Source organism: Sphingomonas sp. (assembly GCF_032114135.1).
GTDB lineage: Bacteria > Pseudomonadota > Alphaproteobacteria > Sphingomonadales > Sphingomonadaceae > Sphingomonas.
Window position 1 is genome coordinate 1,704,569 of the sequence record NZ_DAMCTA010000001.1, and the last position, 13,884, is coordinate 1,718,452.

Below are 13,884 nucleotides of genomic sequence, written 5' to 3' on the forward strand. Positions count from 1 at the left end.
CCTCGTTCCAGTATCGGCGCGGCTGATGACGGCTGCGGGGCGCCGGCGCCAGCGACTTTTTGCGCGGTCAGGCGAGGCGCGGCTTGCTCCGGGTGATGAAGTCGGCGAGCGACGACACGCCGCCCACCACCACATGCGCCGCCAGCATCAGCGTTGCGACGAACAGCACTGCGCCCGCCAGCCCGGCGGAGTCGCCGAGCAGCGCGACGATCAGCGGCGCGAGCAGCGCTTCTCGGGCGGGCACGAAGGGCAGCCGCGACATCATCATCCGCAGCGTTCCCACCAGGAACAACGCCGCGATCGAGATCGAGGGCAGCAACAGCTTCCAGAGCAGCGCCGTCAGCACCAGACTGAGCAGGATGCGGATGGTGTGGACGATGATCGTCATCATCAATTGCCGCGGCGGCAGCGCGAAGACGATGCGGCGGAAGAAGAAGATCGCCAGCGACGACAGCACGATCGTCGCGGTCGAGATAAGCAGCGTATTGAACAGCGTGCCCTTGGCCAGGCCCTGGACGATCGGAGCGTTGAGCACCAGCATCGCCAGCGTGACGAGGTTCCCCGCCAGCGCCGACGTGATTGCCACGTCGCGCAGCGTCTCGAACGGCCGGCCTTCGGGGCCCAGCGTCCGCCGCGCCCAGACATAGAGCTGCGCGTCCCCCGAATAGCCGAGCACCACTTCGTTTGCGGCCTGTTTGCGCAACAACGCCGGAAAGGCGCCCAGGCCCAGACCCCAGATGCGACGCAGGATGATCCAGTCCATCACCGGTCCCAGCACATAGGTGGCGACGAAGACCAGCCAGAAGAGGGGGTCGCGCGGTGTACGGGTCAGCACGGTGAAATCGATCCCGTCGAGCTGCCAGAACACCGCGATGAGGATCGTCGCCGAGAAGGCGAGGCCGATGATCGCGAGCAAGCGCTCGCGCGTCGTCTCCGAAAGCGCGGCATAGGCCGTCCGCACCGCCTGCACCGGCGACTTCATGCGGGCACCTCTTGGGTGGGCAACACGGCTCGGCTGCGCGCATGCGCCGCCGCCGCTTCGACGAACAGGTCGAGATAGGCCTGGGCGGAACGTTCGATGGTGAAACGGTCGAGCGAGGCGCGCAGCGCCGGGCGATCCGGGACCTGGCTGGGTGCCGTGCGAATCGCCTCGGCAAGCAACACCTCATTCTGCGGCACGATCGTCCCGAAAAGGCCCTGGCCGAGCAAACTGCGCAATCCGGCACCACAATCGGTGGAAACCACCGCCAGCCCGGCCGCCAGTGCCTCGATCACCACCGCCGGCACGCCTTCATAGCGCGACGACATCAGCAGCACGTCATAGCCCGCGAGCTGCGCCGGCGCGTCGGCGACATGCCCGGCAAAGCGCACGCGATCGGCAATGCCGAGCGACGCCGCCAGCGCCTCCAGCGCCGCGCGTTCCGGGCCGTCGCCGAACAGCGTCAGCGTCTCGCCCGGCTGCACAGCGCGTGCAAAGGCCCGCAGCATCAGTGCGAAATGCTTCTGCGCCACCAGCCGCCCGATCGCGACGAAGCGCCGCGGGCCCGCCGCGCGCTCGGCCCGGGGCGGCAGCACCTGCGCCGCGGCAATCGCGGGATCGTGGACGACATGGCCGCGCTGCGCCATGACCGGCGGCAATTCGGGCAGCATCGCCTCGTCCATCACGACCCAGCTTCGCGCGCACCGCGCCTGGATGCGCAACCAGGCGCGCCAGAAGAAACGGCCCATCGGGTTCAGATCGCGCCGGGCGAGGTCGTTGCTCACCTTGACCACGATCGGCGGGCAGCGCCGCCCAAGCAGCAGCCGCATCATGACGGCGACGATGGTGTAGGTGGAGCCGGCTACGAACAGCACATCTGGTCGCGCCCGCCGAATTTCGGCGGGGAGTGTGAGAATCATCCAAAGGGTTTCCCAACGGCGTTGGTGAAAGCGCGGCTGGCGGGGCACCGCATAGGCGACATCGGCGAACTCTTCACGCATCGCGCCGTCTTCGCGGCCGAGGAACAGCAGCGCTTCTACCCCCGCTGCGCGCCAATGCCGCACCAGCCGTAGCGCGACACGTTCCACACCACCCGGGGCGAAGCTGTGTAGAAAGGTGAGAACGCGCACGCGCCCGGTATCAGATGGTGCCGACAATCGCGGATCCCTTGTCATCGTTGCGATTTCGCGCAGCCAACCCGTCAGCCTCCCCGTGATGCCAGCGCAGGCCGCACCTCGCTTGCCCCGATTTCCGGCAGTAGCAGACGCCGGATCGCTCGACCATGCCGTCGCGCCGGGTGCTCGAATCCGCCCGGCGCAGCGGGACCGGACGCCGACGCCTTGCAGGCATCGCCCGTCTGCACAAAGCAAAAACCCCGCCAAGCTTGATGCTCAGCGGGGTCTTTGATGGTGGGCGCGGCAAGGATTGAACTTGCGACCCCTGCGATGTCAACACAGTGCTCTACCACTGAGCTACGCGCCCGAAACTCGGGAAGCGCGCCTCTAGCGAGGGTCAGCCCCCCGCGCAAGCGCTAATTTCAATTCTGCCCGACATTCTCCGATTCGAACATCCGATCCACTTCCAGCACCAGGTCGCGCAGATGGAAGGGCTTGGAGAGCACACGGGCCTGCGGCACCTGCTTGCCCGCGCGCAGCGTCACCGCGGCAAAGCCGGTGATGAACATCACCCGCATCTCCGGCGCGATCTCCGCGGCCCGCTGGGCGAGCTCGATCCCGTCCATCTCGGGCATCACGATGTCGGTGAGCAGCAAATCGAATCGCTCGGTCTCGAGCAGCGGGACTGCAGCCGTGCCGCGATCTACCGCGCTGACCGCATAGCCCGAGCGCTCCAGCGCGCGGGTGAGGTATTCGCGCATCACGCGGTCGTCCTCGGCCAGCAGAATCCGGATCATCATCACCCCTTAGGTACCAACCGCGTGCTCCTTATGCGGCAAGGCCTTAAGATTTTCCAGCGCAGGCACCCTATGATTTGCCCGGAAGGGCGCCTGGGCCTAGATTGCCCAGGTGACCAGCGCCGCCAGTTTCGATCGCCATGGGCCGATGCGGCCGGAAAGCCCCATCGTGCTCTCCGCCCCCCATGGCGGGCGCGACTATCCGCAGGCGCTGCTCGCGGCGCTGCGCGTCTCCCCCAACGTACTGCGCGCGCTGGAAGACCGGCACGTCGATTCGCTGGCGCTGAACGCGCAGCGCGACGAGACCTTGCTCGTCGCCACCCGTGCCCGTGCCTGGATCGACCTGAACCGCGCGGAGCATGAGCGCGATCCGCAGATCGACGAAGGGGCGCATCTTCTAGGTCGTCCGCTCTCCGCCAAGGTCCGCAGCGGCCTGGGGCTGGTGCCGCGGCGGGTGGGCACGCTCGGCCAGCTCTGGCGCGGGCGCTTTGCCGCCGAAGAGGTGACGGCGCGGATCCTCGCCGATCACCGGCCCTATCACCTCGCGCTCAGCGAGGCACTGGCAGCGGCGCGGGAGCGCTTCGGCATCGCGCTGCTGCTCGACATCCACTCGATGCCGCCGCTCGGGTCTCCCGAAAGCGCGCCGCGACTGGTGATCGGCGATCGCTTCGGCCGCTCCGCCGCTTCGCGTTTCGGAGCGCGTGTCGAGGCGGTGGCACGGCAGCACGGCATCGCGATCGCCGCCAACGCGCCCTATGCCGGCGGACATATCCTCGAACGCCACGGCGACCCACGTCGCGGGGTGCATGCGCTGCAGCTCGAAATCGATCGCTCGCTGTATCTGGATGCGGCGCTGGATGCGCTCGGCCCGGGCGCCGAGGCGGTGACGGCGCTCCTCCGCGCCGTCATCGACGCGCTCGCCGACGAAGCCCTCCCCGGCGCGCTCGCCGCCGAATGAACCGCACATAAAAAACCACCCCGTGGTTACCCACGAGGTGGCCAAGGTTCAGGGAGGAGACACGCCCGAGGGCGCGTCGCACGGCATCGCGAAAGGGGGGACACGAGCCGTACCTGCAAGATATAGAGCGCAGGAGAGCGACTTCAAGGCGGCTTATCGCAGAAGTTTTTCGCTTGAACGGCGAGGTGGTTCTTCCAGCGGAAGTCGGGACGGTCTTGGCGGCGCAGGAGGCGACTTCGCCAGACAAAGGGGGGAGCGGCACCGCCGCTCCCCGGACCGTGGGTCAGCCGGCCAGCTGGACTTCGGGCTGCCAGCCCGCGCGCATCTGGCGTGCGAACAGCTCGCGCATCTGCGCCAGCGAGAAGAGGTGGGCGTAGATCAGCGGCAGCATGCCGTTCTGGACGATCTTGCGCAGCTGGTCGCCGCGCATTTCGTTCAGCTTGTTCTCGTCGACCATCATGAAGCCGCGATAGATGAAGGGCTGCGCGGCGCCGTCCGGCTGGATCGAGACTTCGCCGTCGATCAGCAGGTTCATGTCCTTCAGCTCGCGCATGAACTGGCTGGTGCGGGCACCGGCCGTCTCGAACTGCTCGTTGAACTGCAGGATGTTCTTGGTGACTTCGCTCGGCTCGCCATTCTCGAACAGGGCCTCGCCCTCCTCGAACTTGCCGACCACGTCCGAGGTCGGATCGAAGCACAGCGACAGCTCGTCGCTCTCCGGGCGCAGGCGCGCGAGCAGGAACGGATAGCGGCGGATATAGGCCGGCACGTAGAAGTTGGGGTCGACCAGCTTGCCCTCGGCGTCGAAGAAGGTGTTCACGCCTTCGTTGAGGCCCATCAGCGCCAGCGGCACGGGATCCTCGCCCACCGAGAAGACGATCGGCATGAAGCGCTGCACGAGCGGGAATTCCTCGACGGTGACCGGCACCGCATGCTGGTTGGCGAGGAACGGCGCGCGGTCGGTCGAACGCGAGCGGAAATCGGCATGGACCTGGCTCGAAAGCGGTTCGAGCTGATTGTAGAACAAGGGAAGCGACTGCTGCGGCGCGCTGGCCATGAGGATCTCCTGAGAACTTTTTTCGTCGAAAGGCGTTTCAACCGCGCCGGGGTCTATTTGCTGAAGGTTTCAGGCGCAAGCGCGACCAGCTTTCCCGGATTGAGAATCAGCTTCGGATCGAGTGCGACCTTGATCGCGCGCAGCGCCGCCATCCGCGCCGGCGGCGACAGGCGCGCGAGTTCGTCGCGCTTCATCTGGCCGATGCCATGCTCGGCGGAGATCGACCCGCCGGCGGCGACCACCATGTCGTGCACCAGCCGCGTGATGTGCGGCGCCTCTTCGGCATACCAGCGATCGCGATCCACGCCCTTGGGCGCGCGGACATGGAAATGGACGTTGCCGTCGCCGAGATGGCCATAGGCGATCGCATGGGTGCCGGGGAAGCGCGCCTCCGCCTCGGCCCCGCCTTCCACCATGAAGCGCGGCATATCCTCGACGGGTACCGAGATATCGTGCTGCACGGCGGGCCCGGCCGAACGCTCGGCCTCGGAGATCGAATGGCGGATGCGCCAAAAGCCCTCGGCCTGCGCTTCGCTCGCCGCGATCACCGCGTCCTCGGCCAGCCCCGCCTCGAAGGCCTGGGCAAGCATCCGCTCCAGCACCGTCGCCGGCGCCTCGGCGGCGGGATCGCTGGTCACCGCCTCGATCAGCACGTGCCAGCGATGCGTACCGGCCAGCGGCAGCCGCGTGCCGGGTACGTGCTCCAGCACCAGCGCGACAGTGTCGTCGGGCATGATCTCGAAGCTCTCGACCATGTCGGTCGCCGCCTGCAGCCGGCGCAGCAGGGTGAGCGCCTTGGCCGGGCTCTCCAGGCCGACCCAGGCCACCGCCCGCGCCGCTGCCGCCGGCACCAGCCGCAGCGTCGCGGCGGTGACGATGCCCAGCGTCCCCTCGGCGCCGACCAGCAGCTGGTTGAGATCGTAGCCGCGATTGTCCTTCTTCAGCGCCGACAGCCCGTCATGCACCGAACCATCGGGAAGCACCGCCTCCACGCCCGCGACCAGCGCACGCATCGTGCCGAAGCGCAGCACCTGCACGCCGCCGGCATTGGTAGAGACGAGGCCGCCGATCGTGGCACTCCCGCGCGCACCCAGATCGAGCGGGAAGCGCCGCCCGACAGCCTCGGACGCGTCGCGGAAGGTGCCGAGAATGACGCCCGCTTCCGCCACCGCCAAGTTGGCATCGGCGTCCATCCTCCGAATCCGGTGCATCCGGCGCGTTGAGAGCAGCAGCGCCGATCCGTCCGCAGGCGGAATCGCGCCGCCGACCATACCGGTATTGCCGCCCTGCGGCACCAGCGCCACGCCGAGCTCGTTGGCCAGCGCCACGAGCGCGCTGACCTCCTCGGTCGCGCCGGGCGACAGGATCGCGGGTGCCGCGCCATGGTAGCGCCGGCGCCAGTCGGTGAGCCAGGGCTCGATGTCCTGCGGATCGGTAGTGACCGCCTTCGGGCCGAAGCGCTCCGCGGCGAAGGCAGTGACGCGTTGCTGATCGGGTGTCATCATGATGGTTGCGCACTAGCATGGCCTGCGGCAGTTCATCCACCGTTCAAGCCGATGCCCCTACCGTCCGATCCCACCATGGTGAAACTGCCGATCGCTGCTGCCGGCCTCGTGCTGATGCTCGCTGCTCCCGCGGCGCGGCCGGCCATGGCCGTCGATGCTGCCCTCGCGCCGTCCTTCCAGCAGCATGTATCAATCCATGTACCCCGCATGACGGTAACGACGACGACGATCGTCGTGCGCGAGGCCCCGGCAGTGATGGAGCGCCACGCCAAGAGCTGTGTCGAGATGGACCGCATCCAGGGGTTCACGGTGAACGCAGCGGACAGCGTTGATCTGATCCTCGAGGATGGATCACTGCTTCGCGCAAAATTGGGTGCCGAATGCCCCGCGCTCGGTTTCTATTCTGGCGCCTATCTGAAGCCCTCCAAGGACAGCAAATTCTGCGCAGGTCGGGACGCACTGCGTTCCAGATCGGGTAGAACTTGCCCGGTTCAGGCCTTCAAGACCCTGGTTCGCGCACGCTAAGCTTGACTTTTGCGGCTGAATCCGCAAGCGCCATGCCTTCTGTAAAGGTGCATCGCAACGCGCCCTATTTCCGGACATTTGCATGAGCTTTGCCGACCTCGGCCTTTCTGACGACCTTCTCCGCGCGGTGACCGACGCCGGCTATACCGAGCCGACTCCGATCCAGCGCCAGGCGATCCCGTCGGTACTGATGGGCAAGGACCTGATCGGCATCGCCCAGACGGGCACCGGCAAGACCGCCGCCTTCGTGCTCCCGATGATCGACGTGCTCGGCGAAGGGCGCACCCGCGCGCTGATGCCGCGCTCGCTGATCCTCGAGCCGACGCGCGAGCTGGCGGCGCAGGTCGCCGAAAATTTCGAGAAGTACGGCGTCAACCACAAGCTCTCGATGGCGCTGCTGATCGGCGGCGTGCAGATGGGTGATCAGGTCAAGGCGCTGGAAAAGGGCGTCGACGTGCTGATCGCCACGCCAGGCCGGCTGATGGACCTCTATGGCCGCGGCAAGATCCTGCTCACCGGCTGCAGCCTGCTGGTGATCGACGAGGCGGACCGGATGCTCGACATGGGGTTCATCCCCGACATCGAGGAAATCTGCACCAAGCTGCCCAAGGTGCGCCAGACCCTGCTCTTCTCCGCGACGATGCCGCCGCCGATCAAGAAGCTGGCCGATCGCTTCCTCACCGATCCGAAGACTATCGAAGTGGCGCGCCCCGCCACCGCCAACATCAACATCGCCCAGCGCATCGTCCAGGTGCCGGCCACCGCGCATGTGAAGCGCGACGTGCTGCGCCGCCTGCTGCAGCAGGATGAAGTGTCGACCGCGATCATCTTCTGCAACCGCAAGACGACCGTTCGCGACCTCAACAAGAGCCTGAAGAAGCACGGCTTCCGCTCGGCCGAGATCCATGGCGACATGGACCAGTCGGCCCGCATCGCCGAGCTCGACCGGTTCAAGAACGGCGACGTCAACATCCTCGTCGCCTCGGACGTCGCCGCGCGCGGCATCGACGTGAAGGGCGTGAGCCACGTCTTCAACTTCGACGCGCCTTGGCATCCGGACGATTATGTCCACCGCATCGGCCGCACCGGTCGCGGTGGCGCGACGGGCATCGCCTATACGTTGGTGACGCCGGAGGATGCCGAGAACATCGTCGAGATTGAGAAGCTGACCGGCCACAAGATCGAGCGCGTGCCGAGCCCGGTCGCGATCGACGGTGCCGAGGACGCGCCGGCGCCCAAGCGAACCCGCGGCGGCAAGCGTGACACCAAGAAGGCCGAGCCGCGCCGTGAGGATGCCGCCGCCGAAGCACCGGCCAAGCCCAGGTCGCGCCGCGCCGCCGCGACGCGTGAAGAAGCCCCCGAGGCTGCCGCACCGCGCGAGGAAGGCCACGCCCGTCCGCAACGCGAGGAGCGCCCGGCGCGGGACGAGCGTCCCGCCCGCGCCGAGCGCCCGGTTCGCGACGAGCGCCCCATCCGTGACGAGCGTCCAGCCCGCGACGACCGTCGTCGCCGCCGTGACCAGGATGACGGTCCCGACGACGGCTGGAACGGCCCGATCCCGGACTTCCTCAACTACACGATCGACGCCTGACCGCGCGCGCGGCCGGTGCCTCAGCGCCGGCCGCGCCGCAGGGTGATCAGCCACCAGTCCGGCGGCGCCCCCAGCCGCAGCGGCATCGTTCCCGATCCGACGCCGGCGGTCACCACGATCGGCCGCCCCATATCGTGGACAACCCCACAGCGCAGGCGCGGCGAGTACAGCATGCGCCAATGCTCGTGCGGCGAACGCAGCAGCAGCGGCCCCCAGCCGGGCAGCACCACCTGCCCGCAATGCGTGTGCCCGGCGAGCAAGAGCGGTAGTGCAGGCGGCAGCTTGGTGATGAGGTCGGGCGCATGGGTGACCACCACCGGCACCCCGCCCAGGCGGCGCCAGGCTGCGAGCGTCGCCGCGACATCGTCATGGCTGGAATAGGCATCGTCGACGCCCAGCAGCGCGATCGGTCCGCGACGTACCGCATCATTGGTCAGCACCGTCACCCCGGCGCGCGCCAGCGCCGCACGAATCGCCGCCGGCGCGGTCCAATGATCATGGTTGCCGAGCACAGCGAACACGCCCAGCGGCGCATGCAGCCCGGCCAGCGGGGCGGTCAGCCCAGCAGCGTGCGCCTCGGCACCCTCGCCGTCATGGCCGACCACCATGTCGCCGGCGAGCAGCACGATATCGGGATGCGCGGCATTCACCTGCGCGACGATCCGCCGCAGCCGAGCGTCGTCCATGCTCACGGCGCCGAGGTGGATGTCGGAGAGCAGCGCCAGCCGAAGCGGCGGCGCGTCCGCCGGCCAGCCTTGCACCGCCACGTCCAGCCGACGCAGCACGGGATCGCCCAGCGCCTCGCGATAGCCAAACCCCAGCAGCAGCGCGCACAGGCCGAGCAGCACCAGCGCTGCCCATGATGCCCGCCAGCGCCACATGCGGGCCGCTATCCTAGAACTTCGCCCCCGCGCGCAACCCGATCGTGCGCGGAGCGATCGGCACGATATAGGTCCGCTGCCCGCACGAGCCGCATTCCTGGAAACGCGACAGCTGGCCGCGCTCGTCGGCGACGTTGCTGACGAACAGCTCGATGTTGAACCGCTCGAAGTTCACGCCGGCGGCAAGCCCCACGGTGGTGAACGCCGCGAGCCGCCCGAGCTGGTCGGCCGGGCTGACGATCGCCCCCGTCCCCGTCTGGAGGATCGCCGTGCGGATGTCGGAGGCGGCCGAGCTCTGGTGCGACACGGTCGCCTGGCCATAGCCCTTGGCGCTCCCCACTGGCACCGTATAGCGCGCGGTGCCGCTCAGCTTGACCTGCGGGGTGATCGGCAGTCGCGTCCCCTTGGGCGCGGAGACGAGATTGTCGGGGCCCGCGCAGGTGAAGCTGGGGTCGTCGAACAGGCACAGGTTCCGGGTCGTCTTGGCATCGGTATAGCTGCCCGCCGCGGTCAGCGAGAGGCCGCCGCGGGTGAACGCCGCATCCGCCTCCACGCCGCGGATCCGGGCGTTCGGGCCATTGTGGATCTCGGTGAAGCTATTCGCGCCGAGGAAGGAGAATTGGAACTTGTTCCAATCCTGCTGATAGACCGCCGCGTTCAGCCGCAACGCGCCATCGAGCCACGTCGTCTTAGCGCCGAGTTCGTAATTGGTGAGAAAATCGGCCTGGTAGGGCGCCACGTCGACGCGGCGATTGATGCCGCCCGGGCGGAAGCCGCGCGAGACGGTGCCGTAGAGCAGGATGCCCTGCACCGGCTTCCAGCTGAGGTTGAAGCGATAGGTCGCCCCCTGCCCCTGCGCCCGCACCGGCACCAGCCCGGCACCGCGCGCGTAGACGGCGAGGTTGGTGCACGGCCCGCCCGCCACCGCCGCGGGCAACAGCGTCGTGCTAGCGCCCGCATCGACGGCGTCGCGCAACCGTATCCCATCGCTGGTGAAGCACTGCGCAACACCGGTTCGCGAGCTGCCCGCGCCGTTATAGGGCGTCGCGCTGAAGCCGTCGGCCGGGTTGCGACCGAAGCCGAAAAAGCCGATCAATGTGTTGTCATAGATAAACGCGCGGCCGCCCGCCGTGGCCGTCAGCTTGTCGGTAAGGTCATAACTCACTTCGCCGAATGCGGCATAGTCGCGGTCGACCCGGTGCTGCTGGGTGTACCACAGAGTGCCCGGATGACCGTTGACCGACAAGGCGTCGGCAAGGCCGGTCACGCGGTAATCCTGGAGGATGTCGTTCGACTGACGCTGGTAGAACAGCCCCGCGACCAGCCGCAGGCGATCGCTCGAGGGCGAGGCGATCCGCAGTTCCTGGCTCAGCTTCTTGAAGTGGTCGGTGGCGACGATGCGCTGGCGTGGGTCGATCGGATTGCCGGCATTGTCCGAGAAGTAGAAATAGCCCGCGAGGCCGCCCACCGACGAATAGAGCGAGTCATAGGCCTCGGCATAATCGGTATAGTCGCTGGACTGGGTGTCGCGCCGGTCGAGATAGGCGCCGGCATAGGTAAGGTCCCAATTGCCCAGCTTGCCCTCGATGGTCAGCGCCGCCTGGATGAAGCGGTCGCGGCGATATTCGGGGAAGAAATGCTGGACCTGGAGGTCGCTGACCTTGGGATCATAGCCATAGGCGCCGTGGCTGCGGGTTTCCTGGTAGATCGCGGCAGGCGTGACCGTCCAATTCTCGTCCAGATCCACCTTCAGCGCGGCGCGGCCGCCCCAGATGTCGGTCTCGTTATAGTCCTTCTTCACGAAGGCCTTGTTGTCGACGACGACACCGCCGTTGGTAGCGGTGCACGACGTGGCCGTCGGCTCGGGCAGGTAGCTGCGGCAGCCGGCGACATTGTCGATATAGCCTGCGTCATGCTGGTAGAAGCCGACCAGGCGCAGCGCCGCCATGTCGTTGATCGGCAGGTTGAGCATGCCTTCCAGCTTGCCGCCGACGCCGCCCTTGTTGACCGTGTTCACCTCGCCGTCGACCCGGCCATAGGTGCCCTTGTGATCGGGCTGGTTGGTGATGATGCGGATCGTGCCCGCTTCCGACGAGGCGCCGTACAGCGTGCCCTGCGGCCCCGACAGGCTCTCGATCCGGGCGATGTCGTAGACATGGACGTCGAGGTTGCCGCCGATCGTGGTGACCGGCTGTTCGTCGAGATAGACGCCCACCGAGGGCAGCGATCCCGAATGGTTGCCGTCGCCGCCCGAGGCGACGCCGCGCATATAGACGACATTGGTGCCCGGCGTGCCCCCCAGCGCCTGAAACGAGACCGAGGGCAGCTGCTGGACGTAATCGGTGAAGTTGCTGACGTTCAGCTCGTCGAGCTTCTGCGTGCCCAGCGCCTGGATGCTAAGGGGGACGTTCTGCAGGCTCTCGCTGCGCTTTTGCGCGGTGACGACGATATCCGTCGAGTCGGTGGTCGGTGGCGGGGCATCCGCTTGCTGCTGGGCCAGCGCCGGCGCGGCGGCGAGCATGGTGGAAGCAAGCAGCAGCGAACGGACGACGCACCGATTGAGCGGCATGAAAAAACCCCCGATTGTTGCGTCGCAACGTCTTGCGCAACGATCTTTGGGTCAAGCATGCGAATGTGCGGCGCGATATAGGCGCAAGGATTGTTCACATAGTGTGACAATTCAGCAACGAAGGTGCAGCACGTCAATCCGGGGGGCGAATGTCGGGACATCGGGATACGCCGTCAGCACCGCGCCCAAGGCGGCCTTGAGCGTATCGAGCCAGGGCTCGAACGGCTTCCAGCCCTCCACGCCGTCGCGAAAGATGGGTCGGCGCACCTGCTCGGAGCTGGCGGTGCGCACCGCGCGCTCGGTTTCATAAAAGGCGAGGCAGGCCGGTTCGAAGTCGAGCCCGCAGGCGGCGAGCAGCGCGCGGACCTGCGCCTCGGTATCCTCGACCATGGCTTCGTAGAAGACCCGGTGGACGCGGCCGGGCGCGACCGCATCGACATGCGCCATCAGCCCCACATAATCGGCATAATAGCGGCCCATGTCTTCCAGCGCATAGCTGAAGCCCTGGCCGCGGGCGAAATGCTGCTTGAAGTTGGAGAAGCAGCAACCGAGCGGGTGGCGCCGCGCATCGATGATCCGCGCATTCGGCAGCGCGAGCAGGATCAGCGGCACATGCGCCCAGTTGTTGGGCAGCTTGTCGATGAAGAAGGGACGATCGGTGCGCCGCTGGATCCGCGTGCGGCGGAGGTAGGCCTCGCCGAGCGCGTGCAGCTGCTCGCCGGAGAGCTCCGCCAGGCCGGCGGGATAGCGGGCGATGTCGCGCGCCAGCACGGGCAGATCGGCGAGCTCGGCGGTGCCTTCCACCAGGCTGTGGCTGGACAGGATCTGCTCGACCAGCGTCGATCCGGCGCGCGGCATGCCGAGGATGAAGATCGGGTCGGGTGCGGGGCAGCCCTGTCCCGCGCGCGCCGCCAGCAGGTCGGGCGTGCAGTGCGCGATGTGCGCGTCGACCAGCCGTGTCGTGTCCTCGGCCGCATAGCGGAGCGACTGGCGGCGCAGCGCATTGCCGGCGGCGTAATGCGCGAAGGCCGGTGCCGCCTGCCCACGCTCTTCCAGCGCCTTGCCCAGCGCGAAATCGAGATGAAAGCGGTCCTCCTCGGCGAGTTCGACGCCGGCCAGCGCCCCTTCCATGGAGGCGAGATCGGTATCGTCGAAGCGGACGGTCTTGAGGTTGGCCAGGCTCCACCATGCCTCGCCCAGCGCCGGCAGTAGCGCAATGGCCCGGCGATAGGCGGCGACCGCATCAGCCTGGCGCCCGACGGTCTTGAGCATATGGCCGTAGCTCATCCACACCCGAGGCTGGTTCGGCGCTTGCTCGAGCACGCGTTCGTAGAGGCCGATCGCCGAATCGAAGTCGCCCAAGCGCGCGTTCGCTGCCGCCTGCAGGTTGGTATGCGTGGGATTGTCGGGCTCGTCAGCAAGGACGCGGTCGAGCTCCGCCAGTGCCTCGACGGGGCGGTTGAGCCGGTACAGCACCAGCGCCAGATTGGCGCGCGCCGGGGTGAAGCCGGGCGCCAGTTCCACCGCGCGGCGCAGGAGCGACTCGGCGTCGCGGTAGCGGCCGATCCGCCCGGCCAACTCGGCAAACATCCGGATCGCGGCGACGTCGAACGGATCGTCCTTCAGATGCGAGCGCAGCAGCGGCTCGGCGACGTGCAGCTGATTGTCGTGCAGCGCCAGCGCCGCCTCAATCAGCCGGGGCGGGTACCGCCCTGCCGTCGCGATCCAGCTTTGCGGCGGGGCCGATGCACGCCGCTCGACCGCGCCTTGTTTTGCGACGGCGCCGGTCACGCCGAACGGCTCCCCGGCCAACCGACCGTCATCCCAGCGGAGGCGGGGATCCATTGGCGCTGGTGGTGCGGTTCTTTCCCCCAGCGCACGGGCGAATGGATTCCCGCCTTCGCGGG

Annotated in this window: 11 protein-coding genes and 1 tRNA gene; 3 read left to right on the top strand and 9 right to left on the bottom strand. The window is 67.7% G+C overall.

All coding sequences use genetic code 11. The features are described 5' to 3' along the window. Positions 1–67: 67 nt before the first annotated feature. From RT655_RS08120 to cpdR, 4 genes are all read right to left on the bottom strand, one after another. Positions 68–982: a hypothetical protein gene (locus tag RT655_RS08120; protein ID WP_313535990.1), complete on the bottom strand. Its 915-nt coding sequence runs from the start codon at positions 980–982 to the stop codon at positions 68–70. Next, positions 979–2,109 carry a glycosyltransferase gene (locus tag RT655_RS08125; RefSeq protein ID WP_313535991.1) on the bottom strand — a complete coding sequence of 377 codons (1,131 nt, stop codon included), beginning with the start codon at positions 2,107–2,109 and terminating at the stop codon, positions 979–981. The genes RT655_RS08120 and RT655_RS08125 overlap by 4 nt, the downstream gene beginning before the upstream one ends. A 277-nt stretch (positions 2,110–2,386) precedes the next feature. Further along, positions 2,387–2,461 (bottom strand) — tRNA-Val (locus RT655_RS08130). A gap of 55 nt (positions 2,462–2,516) precedes the next feature. Further along, positions 2,517–2,891, bottom strand: a complete 375-nt coding sequence (gene cpdR / locus RT655_RS08135; protein WP_084583107.1) for a cell cycle two-component system response regulator CpdR — start codon at positions 2,889–2,891, stop codon at positions 2,517–2,519. A gap of 103 nt (positions 2,892–2,994) precedes the next feature. Between cpdR and RT655_RS08140 the strand changes: the two genes are divergently transcribed. Next, on the top strand, positions 2,995–3,849 hold the full coding sequence (locus RT655_RS08140) for an N-formylglutamate amidohydrolase (protein ID WP_409530264.1): 855 nt from the start codon (positions 2,995–2,997) through the stop codon (positions 3,847–3,849). A 283-nt stretch (positions 3,850–4,132) separates the two neighbouring features. Here the strand turns inward: RT655_RS08140 and RT655_RS08145 are convergent, their stop codons facing one another. Beyond that, entirely contained in the window at positions 4,133–4,906 is a 774-nt protein-coding gene (locus RT655_RS08145; protein ID WP_313535993.1) for a SapC family protein, read from the bottom strand. 53 nt (positions 4,907–4,959) lie between these two features. Further along, on the bottom strand, positions 4,960–6,408 hold the full coding sequence (locus RT655_RS08150) for an FAD-binding oxidoreductase (RefSeq protein WP_313536931.1): 1,449 nt from the start codon (positions 6,406–6,408) through the stop codon (positions 4,960–4,962). Positions 6,409–6,486: 78 nt separating this feature from the next. Here RT655_RS08150 and RT655_RS08155 point away from each other — a divergent pair, with 78 nt between their 5' ends. Both RT655_RS08155 and RT655_RS08160 read left to right on the top strand, forming a co-directional pair. Beyond that, positions 6,487–6,936, top strand: a complete 450-nt coding sequence (locus RT655_RS08155) for a hypothetical protein (protein WP_313535995.1) — start codon at positions 6,487–6,489, stop codon at positions 6,934–6,936. An 82-nt stretch (positions 6,937–7,018) separates the two neighbouring features. Beyond that, positions 7,019–8,527 carry a DEAD/DEAH box helicase gene (locus RT655_RS08160; protein WP_313535997.1) on the top strand — a complete coding sequence of 503 codons (1,509 nt, stop codon included), beginning with the start codon at positions 7,019–7,021 and terminating at the stop codon, positions 8,525–8,527. Positions 8,528–8,547: 20 nt separating this feature from the next. Here RT655_RS08160 and RT655_RS08165 read toward each other — a convergent pair whose 3' ends face one another. From RT655_RS08165 to RT655_RS08175, 3 genes are all read right to left on the bottom strand, one after another. After that, positions 8,548–9,408 (bottom strand): metallophosphoesterase, encoded by an 861-nt coding sequence (locus tag RT655_RS08165; protein ID WP_313535999.1) that lies wholly within the window; start codon positions 9,406–9,408, stop codon positions 8,548–8,550. Between the two features lie 13 nt (positions 9,409–9,421). Further along, a complete protein-coding gene (locus RT655_RS08170; RefSeq protein ID WP_313536001.1) occupies positions 9,422–11,977 on the bottom strand; it encodes a TonB-dependent receptor in 2,556 nt (851 codons plus the stop codon). A gap of 111 nt (positions 11,978–12,088) precedes the next feature. Then, positions 12,089–13,669 carry a sulfotransferase gene (locus tag RT655_RS08175; protein WP_313536932.1) on the bottom strand — a complete coding sequence of 527 codons (1,581 nt, stop codon included), beginning with the start codon at positions 13,667–13,669 and terminating at the stop codon, positions 12,089–12,091. Positions 13,670–13,884 lie beyond the last annotated feature (215 nt).